Origin of the sequence: Streptomyces sp. NBC_00659, from assembly GCF_036226925.1 — a bacterium.
GTDB lineage: Bacteria > Actinomycetota > Actinomycetes > Streptomycetales > Streptomycetaceae > Streptomyces.
Genome location: NZ_CP109031.1, coordinates 9,136,619 through 9,152,559 on the forward strand (window position 1 = coordinate 9,136,619; position 15,941 = coordinate 9,152,559).

The window sequence follows — 15,941 nt, forward strand, 5'->3', positions numbered from 1 at the left end:
CTCCCGGGAGGGTTCCCGGACATGCGCCGCCGCCGTCATGCCCTTGGTGGCAGCGCGCCGGTCGAGTCAGGAGGATGGGCTCATGGAACCGGGATCCAGTGCATCGCACGACGACAGTGACCGCGTTGTCGAACTTGAGGCGGAAGTGCGGCAGTTGAAGGAGGCCGTCACATCGCACGCCGTCGTGGACCAGGCCATCGGGATGGTGGTCGCTCTCGGCCGGGTGTCCCCGGACCAGGGCTGGGCCGTACTGAAGGACGTCTCGCAGCACACCAACATCAAGCTCCGCAACGTCGCCGAACTGATCCTGGTCTGGGGACGCGAAGGCGACATCCCCCCGGACATCCGCGCCGAACTGGAAGACGCCCTCGACCGCCACGGCCCCACCCAGATCCCCGAAGCACCCTCGGAATGACACCCCGCCGACCGCGCCGTGAGGTATCAATTTCTGCCAATCCTTCCGGTACCGCTCCGGGTATGTGAAGCTGCTGGACCGGATGGACCATGAACCGGCCGGGGCGCGCCTCCACGAGCCGGTGAGCCAGAGAGGATGGCTGCATGTCGACTGCGAAACGTCGGTACAGCCTGATGTGGACCGACCCGGACGGTGCGTCGCAGGCTTCGGCCGGCCGTTACGACAAGCGTTCCGCCACGCGGCGTCGGCGTGCGCTGGAGGCGGTCGGCTGCACCCGTGTCGAGGTCGTCGTGGTCGAGCCCGGAGAGCTTCCCGAACCGGCACTCTGACCCCGGGCCCGCGACTCACCGCCCTCCGGGCCCGACTCACCGCCCCCCGAGCCCGACTCACCGACCGGCCGCTCGGTGGCTAGGGTTTCCGGAGGAACTCGTAGGTGAGGAAGGCCAAGCCGTCACCGATGGTCCTGGCTTCCACCAGACGCAGGGGCTTCGTGCTCGGGGCCTCGCCGAAGAACCGTTCGCCGGCCCCGAGCACGACCGGGAAGACGACCATCCGCACTTCGTCGACGAGGTCGTGCTCGATCAGCGTACGACCGAGCCGGTAGCTGGCCGGGACGACGATCTCTCCGTCCAGCTCCCGCTTCAGCTTCGCGACCTCGGTCACCACGTCGCCCTTCAGAACCGTCGAGTTGTCCCAGTCGGGTTCTTCGAGCGTCGAGGACACCACGTACTTGGGCATGCTGTTCAACCGGTCCGCCAGCTCGCCGCCCCGGGGCCGCCACCGCTCCCCGAAGAACTCGTAGCTCTTGCGGCCCAGCAGCCAGGCCTCGGCGCCCAGCGCCTCCTCGAGCGCGATCTTGCTCCACTCGGCGAGATCCTCACCGCCGAACCGGGTGAACCAGCCGCCCAGCTCGAAGCCCTCCTTGCCGTCCGGGTCCTGGACCACTCCGTCGAGCGAGATGTTCTGCGGCCCGCTCATCACGATCTTTCCCATGTCCGATCCCTCCTCGCGCCGACGTTGTCGTCGACCACGTAGGTACAGGCGCCGGTCGGGTGGAGAACTGGGCGGCCGGGCGGCGCCCAGTTCTCCACCCGGCCGGCGCCTGTACAGGATGGAGGCGCGGCAGGGCGCGGAAAGAAGGAGACGGTGACGATGGCGGCAGCCGAACTGATGGAACGGGCGCGAGCCGGGGACGGCGACGCGTTCAGGGAGCTGACCGAGCCGCACCTTCGAGAGCTCCAGGTGCACTGCTATCGCATGCTCGGATCCTTCGAGGACGCCGAGGACGCTCTCCAGAACACGCTGCTGACCGCATGGCAAAGCCTTGCCGGGTTCGAGGGACGCGCCTCGCTGCGCACCTGGCTCTACCGGATCGCCACCCACCGGTGTCTCGACGCGCGCCGCGCGGCCGCCCGGCGCCCTTCCAAGGAGTGGGATGTGCCAGGGGTTGAACCGCCCGAGCCGACCCGGCTCGGCGAGATCGTATGGCTGCAGCCGTTTCCCGGCGCCCTCCTGGAGGACGCGGCCGAGGCGCCGCTCGGCCCGGAGGCCCGCTACGAGCAGACCGAATCCGTCTCGCTGGCCTTCGTGACCGCCCTTCAGGCCCTGCCGCCCCGCCAGCTCGCCGTCCTCGTCCTGCGCGACGTCCTGGGGTTCAGGGCGAGCGAAGTGGCCGACATGCTGGATTCGACCGTCGACTCGGTCAACAGCGCCCTCAAGCGCGCACGCGCCGGCCTGCGACGCAGCCGGCCGTCGGCCGTCGGACACCAACCGCCTCCCGCCGCCGGCTCACCCGCCGAGGAAGGAATCGTCGGGAGGTTCGTCCGCGCGTGGGAGTCCGCAGATGTCGACGCACTGGTGGCCCTCCTGACCGACGACGTCTTCATGTCGATGCCACCGATGCCCTTCGAATACCAGGGCCGGGACATCGTGGCCCGCTTCTGCGCCGGGCTGTTCGACGCCGGCCGCAGGTTCGACCTCGTCCCGTCGCGGGCCAACGGCCAGCCCGCTTTCGGGGCCTACCTGCGCACCCCCAACGGCATCAGCCACGGGGTCGGCCTCTACGTCCTCACGCTCGCCGGCGATCGGATCTGCGCCATGACCCGATTCGACAACAGTGTGCTCCAGTGGTTCGGGCTGCCCCGCTCTCTCCCGAGCCGGTGACCGGAGTCCTCGGAGGGCGGGACGGACGGGGTTCGTGGGCGGTCGGAACCCGCTGCCTACGGTGGTAGGTGCCTACATACGGTGGTACGTGCCGGAGTCCTCCTGGCGATCGTCGACGACCAGTTCGACCGTGTCGTCCGAGGTGTGCGTGACCTGGGCCCTGCCGGGCGAACCCTCGTGGACGATGCCGCATGCCATGGCGACGGAACCGAGGCCGGTGCCGGAGACCGGGGCGTCGGGCCGGCAGTCGTACAGCCAGATCCACGTCCCGTCGCCTCGGCGGCCGCCCGCCCCAGAGCCAGGACCTGCCGCCAGGCTCCCCACCGCAGCGTCCGGCACAGGGGGTCTGCGGTGGAGGCGCTTTCGTGCGGCGCTTCAGACGGAAGCCCGCCCGGCTGGAGCCGGGGCAGGCCCCCGGCGGGGCTTCTCCGGGTCCGATCTGGGTCCGGAAGGACGGTGAAACCCCGTGAACCAAGACCGCACCGCAGCCCCGGACCGAGGCACGGATCAGATCCGGACGCCGAACTGGAAGGGCATGTTGCCGATCGACTCGTAGCGGACGACCGTGCCGGTGCGCGGGGCGTGCAGCACCTGGCCGTTGCCCGCGTAGAGGCCGACGTGGTGCTGGTCGCCGTAGAAGATGACCAGGTCGCCGACCTGTAGATCACTCTGCGAGTAGATGCGGGTGCCCGCGTTGGCCTGGGCCTGCGAGGTGCGCGGAATGGTTACGTCGGCCTGGGCGTACGCCCAGGAGGTGAGGCCCGAGCAGTCGAAGGTGCTGGGGCCGGAGTGGGCGTACGCGTACGGTGATCCGATCACACTCTGGGCGGCGGCGAACGCGGCGGCGGCGCGTCCCGAGGCGGCCTTGGTGGTGCCGAGGTCGACCCGCTCGGCGGCGCGGGTGGCCCGCTGCTGGTCCTGGGTGGCCAGCGCCGCCTTCTCCTGCACCGTCAGCGTGTTCAGGAGCTTCTGCGCCGCGCCCAGCTTGCTCTGGACTTCCTTCTTCTTGCTCGCGAGCTTGGTCCGGGTGTCGGCGAGGTCCTTGAGCTTCGCGGAGGCCTCGGCACGCTGCTGGGCGAGCGAACGCTGCTTCTCCTGGACCTTCTTGAGCGACTCGGCCTGCTGAGCGGTCAGCTGGTCCATGGCCGAGGCATTGTCCAGGAAGTCGTCCGGGTTCGAGGAGAGGAAGAGCGCCACGGAGGGGTCGATGCCGCCGGTGCGGTACTGGGCACTGGCCATCGAGCCGAGGCCGTCGCGGAGCTGATTGAGCGCGTCCTGGCCGCGGGCGACGTTGTCCTGCAGGGAGTTGATCTCCTTCTGCAGTTCCTTCTGCTTCTCCTGGGCGCCGTCGAGCTTCTCCGTGGCCTGCTCGGCCTCCTGGTAGAGCTTGTCGACCTTGGTCTTGACCTCGTCCTTGTCGGGCTTCTCGGACGGCGCGGCATTGGCGACGTTGGCACTGAGGGCAACGGCGGCAGCGGCGGCTGTGGTGAGCACGGTCACACGGGTGCGGCTCGGCTGCTTGGGTCGACGGTGGGACGCCACGAAAGCGAGCTCCTTCTTCTTTCGGCCGCCTGCCGAATACGCCGACGAGCGGTGATCCTTTGCTGTCACCCCAGCGAGTGAACAACCGAGCAAAGGTTCGGGTGGCGACTGTAGTGACTCAGTCTTCATTAGAGCAAGTGGCGTTGTAATGCCGGATGTTGAGTGACAGAGACGAGTGACGGCTCCCTTCAGGGTGTTGCCGGTGAGGCGGCAGGTGTTGATTTGGATTCGACCAGTCAAGGCGACACTCTCGGCTGATGTGCGAAATCCCGGGCACTCGCGCGGCCGGTTGTCGAGCTTCGTCGCGATGGCGTCAAGCTCGTCCTGGCTGAACGTCGACAGGTTTGTTCCTTTGGGCAGATACTGCCGGAGCAGCTTCTCGATCGGTCGGGCGTCGGTGATCTGTGAACGCCACTGGCCTTTCACCGTGTGGCGCTTGTTCTTCCGGATCGGGCGGCCGGTTCGAACGCGCCTGCACAGTTCGCGGGGACCACCTTCCAGCGGGTGGTGTGGATCGTCCGGTGGATCGTCTCGTGGGTGATCTGCGTCCGCGGGTCGTCTCTGTGACGCAGACGCAGGTGCCCGACGATCTGTTCGGGCGACCACTCCTCCGGCAGCAGGGGCAGCGCCGTCTGCCTCCAACCGGCACCGTCGCTCTGGCCGGTTGGATCCGAGTCCGTCAAAGCGGATCTGGTTCAGCGGGAACCTTCGACCGGTTGCCGGACACGTATAGGGCATGGAACTGAATGACGCTGGTCCCGCCGTACCGGTCGGAGGGATATCTGATCGAGAACTGTGGGCGAGGGCCGTCGACGGCGACCGGGAGGCGTTCGGTCGGATCTTCGACCGTCATGGGAAGACCGTCTACAACCACCTGTTCCGGCGGACGGCCGACTGGTCCGAGGCCGAAGACCTCACGTCGACCGTGTTCCTGCATGCCTGGCGTCGGCGATCGGAGACGGTGCTGGACCGAGACTCGGCCCTGCCGTGGTTGCTGGGCATCGCCGACCGCCTGCTGTCGAACACCAGGCGGCGGCTGAGGCGGGCCGAGGCGTTGCTGCGCCGGCTCGTCTCGCACGACGAGTCGGTGGGCGACCACGCGGACCGTGTCGCCGTCCTGGTCGACGACGAGCGTCGTATGTCGGAGATCCACCGGGCGCTGGCTCGGCTGCCGCGCCACGAACGCGAGGTCGTCGAGCTCTGCGTGTGGTCGGGCCTGGATCAGCAGGCGGCTGCGGCAACGCTGGAGGTGGCGGTCGGAACCGTGAAGTCCAGACTGCACCGGGCGCGGCAGAGGCTGGGGGCCGACCTCGTCGGCAGATCCACGGTTCCGGCGTCATTCAGTTCGAGGAGTCCCGTCAACGCGGAAGAGGGCGCACGATGAATGACATGCCGGGCATTCCCGCGGCTCCTTCCGATCGTGATCTGCCGAACCACCGGCGGACCCGAGAGGAGCTACTGATGAAGATCGATCCAGAGGACAACCGTGCTTCACTGCGACGCAGGTGGGGAGTGCCGCTGGGTGTTGCCACCGGCGTCGCGGCGGTGAGCGTCGCGGCCGTGGCCGTCTTCAGCGGGGTAGGGGGTGCCAAGCCGCTTCTCGCCGATCCTGCCGGAAACCCGACGGGTGCCGCCGCGCCATCGAGTCCGATCACAACGCGTGGCTCCACGTCGGCCGGAGCCGGGTCGGCGCCGTCATCGACTCGCACGACTTCCACCCCGGACGCGTTCGCCATCACCAGCGGGACGACGAGCCCGATCGACGCGGGGACCGTCGCCAAGATCCTGGCCTCCTGCCTGGGCTCGGATGCCTCGAGCTACCACGCGGTGGTCGCGGCCCGCGCTCCCATCGCCTCGCGGGACGGGGACGGTGTGGTCATCGCCGTCAACTCCGCCGATCAGTACGTGCAATGCCAGTCAAAGGGCGACAAGGGCAACAGTCAGGATTCCCCGCCCACGTTCATCAACAATCGCCTGTGGGGCACCGGTCGTACGATCGAGTATTTCGACTCCATTCGCGCGTCCGCCGGCAAGGGGCGATATCTCATGTTGGGCGCCGGGCACTACACGTCCGACATTGCCAAGATCGCCATCAGCTACGGCGATAATCCGAAGCAGTACCCGGCGGTCATGGCAGGCGGCGCGTTCGTCTACGCGGCGGCTCTCTCCGTCGACAACCCCGGCTCGCGCTATGCGGGCCCGAGCCCCTACATCCATGCCTACAACGCATCCGGTGAGGAGATCTACAACCAGGAGAAGGACCCGCAGTTCACCAACAACCGGTAAATGGGTCATTCGGTCGACCTTATTGCTGCCCGGCGAAGCCGAAGGACTACGCGCCGGTCTCGCCGGCGCTGAGGATGAGCTCGCCCAGATCGACAGGCGTTCCCGCAAGTAAACGGTCGTCGGTCTCGGTATGCCTACGGCCTGGAGCGAAGATCGTCGAGTGCCGTGCAGATCGGGCGGACGCCGGCGCTCTCGGCAGCAACTGGCGCGAGCTGCCTATCGAGCGGATCCGTGAACTACGGCGTCACAAGAACCTGACAGCCCATCTGGAGAGGCTTCTCAGCCACCTGCGGTCCGGCTACGACGGCTGCTCACCGTTATCGAAGGCGGCGGCGACAGGCCGGCCGACCGATGCCGCGTACCACCACCGCCCCGGCCGAAAGCACCGGAGCGGGTCACCGGACCGGTTCCCGGACCACTGCCGACCTCGCCTTCCTTGCCTACGCGATGAAGGCCCCGCCCCCCGCCCGGCAGTCAGCCGGCGGGCGGGCAGTCAGGGAAGCGGCAGACGAGGGGGCGCCGACGGCCTCGGCAGGGTTGCAGGTGGGGGCAACTGATCATGGGAAAGCCGAGATCGGTGCCGTGTGACACGGCGCCTGCCCTGCCGGTGAAGGGTGCACGTGCACGGACGGTCGATGGCGGACAAGGGAGGGGGAGACATGAACGGCAGTGCACGCACCGCGGCGCCGAAGCGGCCGGCCGCGCGCTGGCGCACCAGCCCATCGTTGTGACGCCCCGAAACCCGCCTCCCGCCCTTGCGGGCACGCCCACCGGGCCCGCGACGGCGTTCGGGCAGCCGGGCTGCCAAGGCCGCGCCCAAGTGCAGGAGTTGACGGAGTTCGTGCGCAGCCGGGGCCACCCTCGATCGTGTCCCGGCTGCGGGGTGCGGCCGATGGCGTTCACCGTCCCGTGGATGGACGTCTGCTCGGAGAGCCCGCACGGCGCGGGGCTTGACGTGTGAGGTCCGATGCCGTGTCATCGTGAAAGAGACAACGACGACGGGTGACGCGATGGTGACAGAGGGAAATGGCTGCCCTGGTGCCGAACCCGCACGCGACAATGTGAGCCCACAGCCCAACGCTCCGAAACCTCCACGCGAGCAAGACAGTTGGGCTGCAGACAACGTACCTGTGATCATCCTGGCTCTCATCGTCCTGGTGCTGGGGATCGCGGGCATGGCGTCCAACGGCAGCGTCACCTGCCCCGGCGGAGCCACCAGCTGCGGCACTCCCTGAAACAACGCCACCGCATCTCAACATCGGGCGCCTGACGATCAGGCTGAGGGCGGGCGCCGGTAGAAGCGTGGCGATGCAGCACGCGCTCTCACCATCGCGCACCAGGCACTCCGGTCAGGAGCTCTGACTGCTGCTGCCGGGCTGATTCGGTCCCGCGCGTCCGCGGGACGTAAGCCACCGCCTGCTGCGGCAGCGCTCGTGCTGCCGTCGTGGGGTTGTGGGTGAGGACCCGCAGCCGCCACAGTGCGGGTCCTCACCACTGTCCTGGGAGGTGTGGACAAGTGACAGGATCGAACAGCTGTGCCAGGTGGGCTGGTCAGTAGCCGCCGCTCTGTGACGACGACTGCTTGGTGATCTGCTTGCCATCAGTACCCAGCACGTACCACTTGGCGCCGAAGGCGTCGATCCCCTGGCCGTTGGTCTGCCCGGCCTTTGTGTCGTCGGCGAACGTGTAGAGCGGGTGACCGTTGTACGTCACCTGCTTCGAGCCGTCGCTGCGCGTGATGGCCGAGAGAAGTTTGCTGTTGACGCCGCCCTTGGCGATCGTCTTTCCGTTCGCCTTCAACGGCGGCCAGGCCTTGGCGCAGTCCCCGTTGCACGTGGACTTGTTCTTCTGGTCGGACTGGAAAAGGTAAAGGGTGTGTCCCTTGCCGTTGACCAGGATCTTGCCCAGCGGTGTGGACTTGGTGGACACCGTCGCGGAGGACGAAGTGCTCACGGCCGACGCCGCTGCGTGTGCACCGCTTGCCGAACTGTGGCTGTTGCCTTGGGCGTACGCGACGGTCGTCGCGGACAGGAGAAGCGCCGATCCAGTGGCGGCGATGAATCCTCTGGTGTGTCTATTCACGAGAATCGCCTCGGAGAGTGTATTGCGGCCTCCGCTCGTGGGCGCGCGCCGCACATCTCCCAGTACACCCCGAAGCCGACGAGCTGGCCACAGCGTCGGTCGTTCACCCAAGGCTCTGGTGAGCGGCCCCGTCAACGGGTAAGTCATGCCGGACCCGCAGACCGGAGACCTCATCGCGGAGCCGCGAAGGAGGTGACGGAGGGGATCGACATCATTACGGAATGCGACTAAAGGTTTGTGTCATCTGCAGTGGCATCGTCCTGCAGAGCGGCGGCATTGCAGATCCGCATGGTGGTGACGCACCCGGCCAGGCCGGGTACAACTACCACTCCAGCGTCCGCCAGGACTACGCCGGCAGGCTCGCAGGTAAGTACAAGGGCACCCTCTTCACTGCCGCCCGGGTAGAACTGGTCATGAGCCAGAAGGATCCCGGGGCGTCCGGCTGATCGACGGCCCGGACGCCGCAAGGGTGACGAGTACATCAACGCGGTGTACACACTCAACCGGGTGCTGAACGGCGACCCCTTCTACGTGAAGATCACGAACCAGCTGAAAGGCTCCGACTGGCCAGGGCGCTTCTCGCCGAGCGTCACGTCACCGCAACCCCCGGCCGCCGCGTCCTGGAGGTCTATGACGCGGACGCCTTCCTCGGCGACAGCGCCGCCCTGGACGCCTGGGGTGCGTCGCCGTGGACGCCCTCACCGGCCCCCAGGTGAGACTGGACGCGGCCCCGCTGACTGGCTGCACGCCTTCCCATGTGGAGAACTGGCTTGTCCACCGCATGACACGGCCCGGCAGTCTGGCGTACAGCGTCGCCGGCGATCCGGTCTTCGCCGACCTCGGCCTGGTGATCCGCTCCCAGCGGGCCGGCGACGCCGTCCTGACCCGCCCCCTCTTCCTGCTCCACGACTGGCTCGACCTGTGGCACGCGCTGCCGAGCGAGGAGTGGAACTGCTCCTGAAGCGTGGTTTCCGTGCGGTGTCCTCCCCCGCGTCCGCCCTCGGATGCGGCAGACGCGGCTTCCCGGACCGGGGGAGGCGGGTTGCCTCCCTGACCCCTCTACCGTGCCGACGCCGTGAGGCCGGGCAGCATGCGCCGCCGCGTGCGGGCTTTGCCGTGAGAGGCTCACCTCAAGGGGCCAGGCAGCCAGCCGTGCGGTGTCAGTGGTTCTCCCAGTCCGGTGCGAAGAAACGGGCCCCGCTGACGACGGTGTCTCCGGCTCGGGTGGCTCGCACGGACATGTTGAGCTCCTCCGGTCCCGGACCGCCGTCGCAGTGGACCAGCCGGCCCAGGCCGTGCTCCTCGATGTGCCGGATCACCTCTGCGCCGACCTCGGAGACCTTCCGGCCGATCAACGGGATGCCGTCCCATTCGACCTGGGGCCCGGTGCGCCCGTGCACGGTCACGGCAGCCAGGGCGGGAACGCCGTCCGGGTACCAGTAGTGGGCGCTCACCCCGGCCTTGTCGAACCGTTCCTCGCTCGAATACCACTGGCCGGCCCCGTGCTGTGACCACTGGTGCCAGCCCCGGCGGTTGGTCGGCACTTCACCGTGCAGCGCGGCGGCCACCTGGTGCGTGGTCATCCCGAACCGAAGCGGGCCGACCCGCTCCAGCGCCGTCCAGTCCCAGCGGGGCCGGTCCCGGTCCAAAGTCACCGGCCACGTCCCGGAGTTCGTCTCCACATCGCGGACGTCGTGCCACCGGATGACCGGCGTCGCCGCGTACGGATCCTCGGCCGGCGCGGGGCCGACCAGCAGGGCATCGGTGATCATTGCGTCCCCCCGCTCCGCGTACCCGTCGGGCGACAACCTCCAGTCCTGCGCGGCACCCATGGACAACCCCCAGGCCGCCACCTCCGGATCACCGCTCCAGTTCACCCGGACCGAAACCCCCACCCGCCGGGCAAGGTCGTGGATGTCAGCACGCGCCTGGGACGGCACCCGGGCGATCAGCCCGACGTCCCCCACCCGCACCTGCGGCCCGGACAACGCATCGACCGCGACGGCGACCAGAAGCGGCCCCGGCCCGTAGACCGCAGTCACGCCCACATCCCGGTACCGCTGCGAACACAGCCCGTTCTGCGAGCTGCGTGAAACGGAAGCGACCGCCCCGTCCAGCGCCTCCTTGACCTGATCAGGGCTCATCCCGAACCGCAACGGCCCGACCCCCACCAACGGCTCGAGCACCCACCGCGCACGCTGCGACTCCGGCTTCCTGGTCCACCAACTCACCGGCACATCCCCGGGATCACTTCGAACAGCCTCGGCCTCCACCAGCCGGTGATCTTGGCGGTCACCCTACGCAGGCCCACTGACAACGCGGTCCTTGATGTTGCCGGAGGACGGCATGCGCACGTGCTGGTGGACGGACTGGTAGCACTGGTTCTGACGCTGAAGCGGTAGCGGTCAACGAACTCCTGACAGCCGCTGACATTGCCTTGACCAGTGGATTTGTGTGGCTGAGAGTGGCCGTACTGATCGACTGGGGTGGGAAGCATGACGCACGACGAATGCGCGGACCGCTGCGAGGAGTTCTTCGCTGTGGGCGGGTTCACGCAGGTCCGGAAGCTGTCCGAAGCCGGCCTGGAGGAGCTTGGGCCCGATCCGGTGCTCTACCGGTGGCTCGGCCTGGCACACGCGGCGGAGGATGAGGACGACCACGATGCCGAGGCGGAGAAGGCCTACGAGTCCGGGCTCGCGCAGTGGCCCGACGACCTCGGACTGCTCGTCTCCTACCTGGAGTTGTGCCTGCGGGCCGACGGCTGGACGTACCCGGGGCGTAGCGGTCGAGCTGTCGTGCTCAAGGAGCGGATCGCTGTCCTGGCTCCGGCGGGTTCGCCAGAAGCGGCGCGGGTGGAGGACGCGCTCGGCTGGGCCGGGCGCGGCTACTGGCAGGACGTACAGGAGAGGACGGCCACCGTGCGGGCCGAGCGGGCCGCTTTGACGTCCCACAGCGCTGATGTGGCAGAAGCGCTGGAGCGGGGCGGGCAGGCGCCCGCGCATCCCGAGGACCTGCGGGCCGCCGAGGTGGCGGCCGCGCTGGAGTTGCTGGCCGGTCCGTGGCGGGCCCCGCTCCGGCTCATGGTCCGTCATCGGGTGGCCGCATACGTCGCCACGTTCGTGCTCGTCCTTGCCACCAACAAAGCACTGGTACTGAGTGGGACTGTCTCGTACAGCCTGTGGGGCTGGATCTGGTATGTGCCCCTTCTGCTGGCTGACGGAAGGCTCAAGCTGGCCCGGCGGGTGGCTCGGCAGCGGGTGATCGCCGCGATGGAGGCCCGGCACGCCGACACCGTCGCCTCCGCGGACTAGCTGGCCTTTCCTTAGCGACCCGACGAGGGCCAATAAGACGGCCGCAAGAGGCCCTGCCCCTGGAGGGGTAGGGCCTTTTGCGTCGCAAGGAGCCTGCGTTGGAGGTGCTTTCGTGCCCAGCGCTTCAGCCGGAAGCCCGCCCGGCTGAAGCCGGGACACCCCCCGATGGGGCTTCTCTGGGTCCGATCTGGGTCCGGAAGGACGGTGAAACCCCGTGAATGATCAACACGGTCGGGACTGTCGAATCGTTGAAGTCCGGCCTCCCTGTTTCGGAGTCCAAGTCTCTTCGTCGGTCCACACGACTCCGATGATCAGCAGTGGCCGCACCCCTGTCCGCACCAGCCTCGACCAGCAAGATCACGACCAACGGCTGGTGTACGGGTACTCCAACAGCGCTTTGACGTTTCCCCTGTTCAGGGGCGGTTTCGGTGAGTGTAGTGGGCTGGTTGTGATCGCCCCGACAAGTCCTAGGCGGTTTCGAAGAGTCGCTTCCGCAGTAGGGCGGTGCCGGATTCGGCGAGCCAGTCCGCGAGCGTACGCAGGCCGGGGTGGATGATGCGCAGCGCCTCGATGTCGGCGTCCCAGCGCGATCCGGCTGCCCAGCGCTCTCGGACCTGGGCGATCTCGGGGTTGAGTGCGGCGGCCTCGGCGTGGGTGATCTGCTCGTAGCGCACCGTCGCACCAGTGGCCTCGCTGATTGCGGCAACTGCCTCGGCCGGGGTGGGGGCGTCCCCGGCCAACTCCAGACTTCGCCCCGCGAATCGGTCCGGCTGGTCGAAGGCCAGCGCGGCGAATTCGGCGATGTCCTCCACCGCGATGATCTGGACAGGTTCGTCCGGCGGGAAGATGTGCCGGTGCACGCCGTGGACGATGCCGTCGATTCCGATGGGTGTCGATCCGAGATAGTTCGACATGAAGCGGACTGGGCGCAGTACGGTCACTGACCGGATCCGCTCATGCAGGTGGTCCTCGATGCGCTTCTTCCCCTCGGAGCCACCCGGGCGCCCCGGTGTGGACGCGACGCCCGTGAACACGACGTGCTCGACCCCCACGGCGGCTGCGGCATCGATCAGTGCTCGGCCCCGGGCGAACTCCCGGTCTACGTCGGGGCCGGCCGGTCCGAATGCCACAGGCGGTACGGCGAACAGTGCCGCTGCTCCCTCCAGCGCCGCGGGCAGACTCGACGAGTCGTCGAAGTCACCTCGGACGAGTTCGGCCCCGGCGGTTTCGAGTGACTTGGCGGTGCGTGTGGTCGTGTCTCGCACGAGTACGCGCACCGGTCTGCCGGCCGCCAGGAGCCGGCGTGCGGTGGCACCACCTTGTCGGCCGGTCGCACCGGTCACGACGACCAAGCGGTCAGTGGTCATGTCGTCCTCCGCCCCGGGATTGTAGGGAGGCATGGTGGGTCGGACCCGGGGTCGATGTGGAATGCTGCACCCGGTTGAGTCCGACGGACAAGGGGTTACGTGACATGACCGCAGCTCCCGAGGACGTCGGCAGGGCTGATGCCCGCCGCAACCGCATGAAGGTGCTCGCCGCTGCCTCGCGGGCGTTCGACGAGCACGGTCTGGACGTCTCGCTCGGCGCGATCGCACGGCAGGCGGGGGTCGGCGCCGGCACCGTGTACCGACACTTCCCCAGCAAGGAGATCCTGCTGGAGGCCGTACTCGTCCAGCAGATCGACAACCGAGTGGACGCCGCCCGACGGCGGGCGGCCCGCACCGACCCTGTCGCGGCGTTCTTCGGCTTCCTCCTGGAGGTCGTCGACATGTCCCAAGGGCGCAAGCATGCGTGCGACGCCTTGACCACGGAAACGAGCTGGCCGCGCCCCAACCTGGCGGCGTCGGCGCGACGGTTCCGGCAGGCTCTCGATGAACTGCTCCGCGCAGCCCAGCGGGCCGGCGGGGTCCGCACCGACGTCGGCGTGGACGATGTCGCCGCGCTCACCGTCGGGTGCGCGACGACATGGGCTGCCCACCGCGACCGGAACGGCGGCACCCGCATGGTGCGGCTGACGCTGGAGAGCCTGCGGAGTTCCGTATCCGTCACGGAAGGGCGGGTGTTTCGTGACGTGTCCGGCACGCTTGACGTGGCGCCACGGTGTGAGGAGTGCGGGACCCGGCTCGATGCCCGCTCCACCGGCCGCCCTGCCCGCTACTGCGGAGCGACTTGTCGACAGCGAGCACGTCGTCGTCGCCTCGGACCGGGAACGACCTCCTAGTGCCGAGGGAGTCCAGGCCGTTGACGCGAGCTTCACCGTGACCTGCCCCGGCGGTGACGTCTACGGCAGCGTGAGCACCGGGTTCGGCGATGCAGGTGCATCCCTGGCCTGTGGCGTGAACCCCCACACCAAGGAGCCCTGGGTCCAGGAGGCCTACCGGCTGACGTGCGGTCCGCTCAGATTCTGAGGAGCAGACCCGGTGGGCGGCACTGAAGTGGGACCGCCGGATCTGACGACGAACTACTGGCGCAGGACACTGGCGGAGGATGCTCGCTGGAATCGGAAGGCGCCACGTACTGCAATGCCCGGTGCCCGCGGCCGACGTTGCTGCTCCGATTCGGCATCCGTGATCACCGCCGGAATGCCGACCGGCCGATCCCATGAGCTGATAAGGCGTCAGCTCTGGCCCGATCGTCGGAGTCCGTCGGCACTGCTCTCCTTTCCGTGGGTTGTCGGTGTGTCGTTCATCGACAGGGGGAGCGGTGGGGCGTGACGGACGGCCGGGCTGGCGGTGGCGGCAACAGCGGTGACGAGCATCAAGGTGGCCAGCACGCAGAGGGAGCCCACCGGTCCGAGACCGGTGAGCAGGAAGCCGGCGCCGAGGGACGCGAGGGGCATGACTCCCCACGACAGGGTCATGGCCGCGCTGTTGACGCGCCCCAGCAACTCGTCGGGGACCAGGAGGGTCGCGTAGCTGATGATCACGACGTTCCACAGCGGTCCGACGAACGCGCAGGCGGCGCCGATGGCGCCGATCAGCAGGGGGCTGGAGGTGAACGCGAACAGCGGCAGAAGCGCGGCCCAGATCCAGTTGACTCCGAGGATGACGGTCTTGGGCGTGAAGTGGCGATGGAGCCTGCCCGCCGCGATTGCTCCCGCCAGGCCGCCGCCGCTGTAGATGCCGAGCATGGTGCCGATGGTGCCGGGTGTGGCGCCGTGGTGTCGGGCGAGGACGACGAGGATCAGTACGAGCGCCTGGAAGACCAGGTTGCTGCAGGCGATCAGCAGGATGGCGGCACGGATGAGTGGGTGACGCCAGATCCAGCGCAGCCCCGCGATCGCCGCCCGCCACAGCGACTCCGAAGGTCGCCGGCGGCCGATCGACCGGTTCCGCGCAGAACCGAGATCATCGTCAATTACAAGTTGACGACGCTGCATCGTCAACTTAAGATTGACGCATGAGTCCACTCGACATCAGCCTCGCCGACCTGATCGCCCGACTCGACGAGGAACTTCCCGAAGCCGACGAACTGTCCCGCATCAGCGAAGCACGACTTCGCGCCCAGACACTGTCCGACCTCGGTGACCAACTCATCGACCACTACGTCAGCAAGGCCAAGCGGACCGGCGCGTCGTGGACGCAGATCGGCGACGCCATCGGGGTGTCCAAGCAGGCCGCCCAGCAACGCCACGCGCCCGCACCCTTCGAGCGGTTCACCAACCTGAACCGGCACAGCATCGTGCTGGCGCAGGAAGCCGCCCGGACGTACAAGCACGACTTCATCGGCACCGGACACCTCCTGCTCGGCCTGCTCGGCGAACCGCAGGGCATGGCGTACGAGTTGCTGCTCGCCAAAACCGAGTCGGAGCAGCGTGTCCGCGACGTGATCGAGGAGGCGATGCCGCCGGCCGGGGAGAAGGCGCTGCGGGGTCACATCGCGTTCCGTCCGGAGAGCAAGGAGGCCATCGAGCAGGCACGCCAGGCGTCGGTGGACCTCGGCCACGACTGGATCGGCACGGAACACATGCTGCTGGGCCTGATCCGCGCCGAGGAGAGCACGGCGGCGCAGGTCCTGCGCGGACTCGGCTTCACGCCGGACGAACTGCGCGAGACGGTCAGGACCGAGGTCGCCGAACGGCTGGCCCCGCGCGACCCGCAGTAGCGAAACGCTCAGCCGTTGCCGTTGCCGTTGCGGGGGCA

At 68.3% G+C, this 15,941-nt stretch carries 17 protein-coding genes and 1 pseudogene; 10 read left to right on the forward strand and 8 right to left on the reverse strand.

Annotated elements, in window-relative coordinates; genetic code table 11:
- The first annotated feature begins 82 nt into the window (after nucleotides 1–82).
- Nucleotides 83–415 carry an ANTAR domain-containing protein gene (locus OG410_RS40035; protein ID WP_329303669.1) on the forward strand — a complete coding sequence of 111 codons (333 nt, stop codon included), beginning with the start codon at nucleotides 83–85 and terminating at the stop codon, nucleotides 413–415.
- 143 nt (nucleotides 416–558) lie between these two features.
- On the forward strand, nucleotides 559–744 hold the full coding sequence (locus OG410_RS40040) for a hypothetical protein (RefSeq protein ID WP_328444084.1): 186 nt from the start codon (nucleotides 559–561) through the stop codon (nucleotides 742–744).
- A 79-nt stretch (nucleotides 745–823) separates the two neighbouring features.
- On the opposite strand, the gene OG410_RS40045 is transcribed toward OG410_RS40040, so the two are convergent.
- Complete coding sequence (locus OG410_RS40045) at nucleotides 824–1,408, reverse strand: dihydrofolate reductase family protein (protein ID WP_329303670.1); 585 nt, start codon at nucleotides 1,406–1,408, stop codon at nucleotides 824–826.
- 159 nt (nucleotides 1,409–1,567) lie between these two features.
- Between OG410_RS40045 and OG410_RS40050 the strand changes: the two genes are divergently transcribed.
- Nucleotides 1,568–2,578: a sigma-70 family RNA polymerase sigma factor gene (locus OG410_RS40050; RefSeq protein WP_329303671.1), complete on the forward strand. Its 1,011-nt coding sequence runs from the start codon at nucleotides 1,568–1,570 to the stop codon at nucleotides 2,576–2,578.
- Between the two features lie 72 nt (nucleotides 2,579–2,650).
- Here the strand turns inward: OG410_RS40050 and OG410_RS40055 are convergent, their stop codons facing one another.
- From OG410_RS40055 to OG410_RS42745, 3 genes and pseudogenes are all read right to left on the reverse strand, one after another.
- On the reverse strand, nucleotides 2,651–2,902 hold the full coding sequence (locus tag OG410_RS40055) for a hypothetical protein (protein ID WP_329303672.1): 252 nt from the start codon (nucleotides 2,900–2,902) through the stop codon (nucleotides 2,651–2,653).
- A 183-nt stretch (nucleotides 2,903–3,085) separates the two neighbouring features.
- Complete coding sequence (locus OG410_RS40060) at nucleotides 3,086–4,120, reverse strand: C40 family peptidase (RefSeq protein WP_329304455.1); 1,035 nt, start codon at nucleotides 4,118–4,120, stop codon at nucleotides 3,086–3,088.
- Nucleotides 4,121–4,360: 240 nt separating this feature from the next.
- Nucleotides 4,361–4,495 (reverse strand): annotated as a pseudogene (locus OG410_RS42745) (IS30 family transposase); the annotation flags it as partial.
- Nucleotides 4,496–4,856: 361 nt separating this feature from the next.
- Between OG410_RS42745 and OG410_RS40065 the strand changes: the two are divergent.
- Both OG410_RS40065 and OG410_RS40070 read left to right on the forward strand, forming a co-directional pair.
- Nucleotides 4,857–5,504, forward strand: a complete 648-nt coding sequence (locus OG410_RS40065; protein WP_329303673.1) for an RNA polymerase sigma factor — start codon at nucleotides 4,857–4,859, stop codon at nucleotides 5,502–5,504.
- 77 nt (nucleotides 5,505–5,581) lie between these two features.
- Complete coding sequence (locus OG410_RS40070) at nucleotides 5,582–6,406, forward strand: hypothetical protein (RefSeq protein WP_329303674.1); 825 nt, start codon at nucleotides 5,582–5,584, stop codon at nucleotides 6,404–6,406.
- A gap of 1,551 nt (nucleotides 6,407–7,957) precedes the next feature.
- Here the strand turns inward: OG410_RS40070 and OG410_RS40075 are convergent.
- Complete coding sequence (locus OG410_RS40075; protein WP_326783293.1) at nucleotides 7,958–8,359, reverse strand: COG4315 family predicted lipoprotein; 402 nt, start codon at nucleotides 8,357–8,359, stop codon at nucleotides 7,958–7,960.
- Nucleotides 8,360–8,709: 350 nt separating this feature from the next.
- Here OG410_RS40075 and OG410_RS40080 point away from each other — a divergent pair, with 350 nt between their 5' ends.
- Together OG410_RS40080 and OG410_RS40085 are read left to right on the forward strand one after the other, a co-directional pair.
- Nucleotides 8,710–8,934: a hypothetical protein gene (locus OG410_RS40080; RefSeq protein ID WP_329303675.1), complete on the forward strand. Its 225-nt coding sequence runs from the start codon at nucleotides 8,710–8,712 to the stop codon at nucleotides 8,932–8,934.
- A 242-nt stretch (nucleotides 8,935–9,176) separates the two neighbouring features.
- A complete protein-coding gene (locus OG410_RS40085; protein WP_329303676.1) occupies nucleotides 9,177–9,449 on the forward strand; it encodes a hypothetical protein in 273 nt (90 codons plus the stop codon).
- A gap of 199 nt (nucleotides 9,450–9,648) precedes the next feature.
- Here OG410_RS40085 and OG410_RS40090 read toward each other — a convergent pair whose 3' ends face one another.
- The gene (locus OG410_RS40090; protein ID WP_329303677.1) at nucleotides 9,649–10,530 is read right to left on the reverse strand and encodes a hypothetical protein; all 882 of its coding nucleotides are present in this window, start codon (nucleotides 10,528–10,530) and stop codon (nucleotides 9,649–9,651) included.
- Nucleotides 10,531–10,983: 453 nt separating this feature from the next.
- On the opposite strand from OG410_RS40090, the gene OG410_RS40095 reads away from it, so the two are divergent.
- Complete coding sequence (locus OG410_RS40095) at nucleotides 10,984–11,799, forward strand: hypothetical protein (RefSeq protein WP_329303678.1); 816 nt, start codon at nucleotides 10,984–10,986, stop codon at nucleotides 11,797–11,799.
- 467 nt (nucleotides 11,800–12,266) lie between these two features.
- On the opposite strand, the gene OG410_RS40100 is transcribed toward OG410_RS40095, so the two are convergent.
- The gene (locus OG410_RS40100; protein ID WP_329303679.1) at nucleotides 12,267–13,166 is read right to left on the reverse strand and encodes an NmrA/HSCARG family protein; all 900 of its coding nucleotides are present in this window, start codon (nucleotides 13,164–13,166) and stop codon (nucleotides 12,267–12,269) included.
- A 104-nt stretch (nucleotides 13,167–13,270) separates the two neighbouring features.
- Between OG410_RS40100 and OG410_RS40105 the strand changes: the two genes are divergently transcribed.
- Nucleotides 13,271–14,020, forward strand: a complete 750-nt coding sequence (locus tag OG410_RS40105; RefSeq protein ID WP_329303680.1) for a TetR/AcrR family transcriptional regulator — start codon at nucleotides 13,271–13,273, stop codon at nucleotides 14,018–14,020.
- 396 nt (nucleotides 14,021–14,416) lie between these two features.
- On the opposite strand, the gene OG410_RS40110 is transcribed toward OG410_RS40105, so the two are convergent.
- On the reverse strand, nucleotides 14,417–15,178 hold the full coding sequence (locus tag OG410_RS40110; protein ID WP_329304457.1) for an MFS transporter: 762 nt from the start codon (nucleotides 15,176–15,178) through the stop codon (nucleotides 14,417–14,419).
- Nucleotides 15,179–15,198: 20 nt separating this feature from the next.
- On the opposite strand from OG410_RS40110, the gene OG410_RS40115 reads away from it, so the two are divergent.
- Nucleotides 15,199–15,903 carry a Clp protease N-terminal domain-containing protein gene (locus OG410_RS40115; RefSeq protein WP_329303681.1) on the forward strand — a complete coding sequence of 235 codons (705 nt, stop codon included), beginning with the start codon at nucleotides 15,199–15,201 and terminating at the stop codon, nucleotides 15,901–15,903.
- Nucleotides 15,904–15,941: the final 38 nt, after the last annotated feature.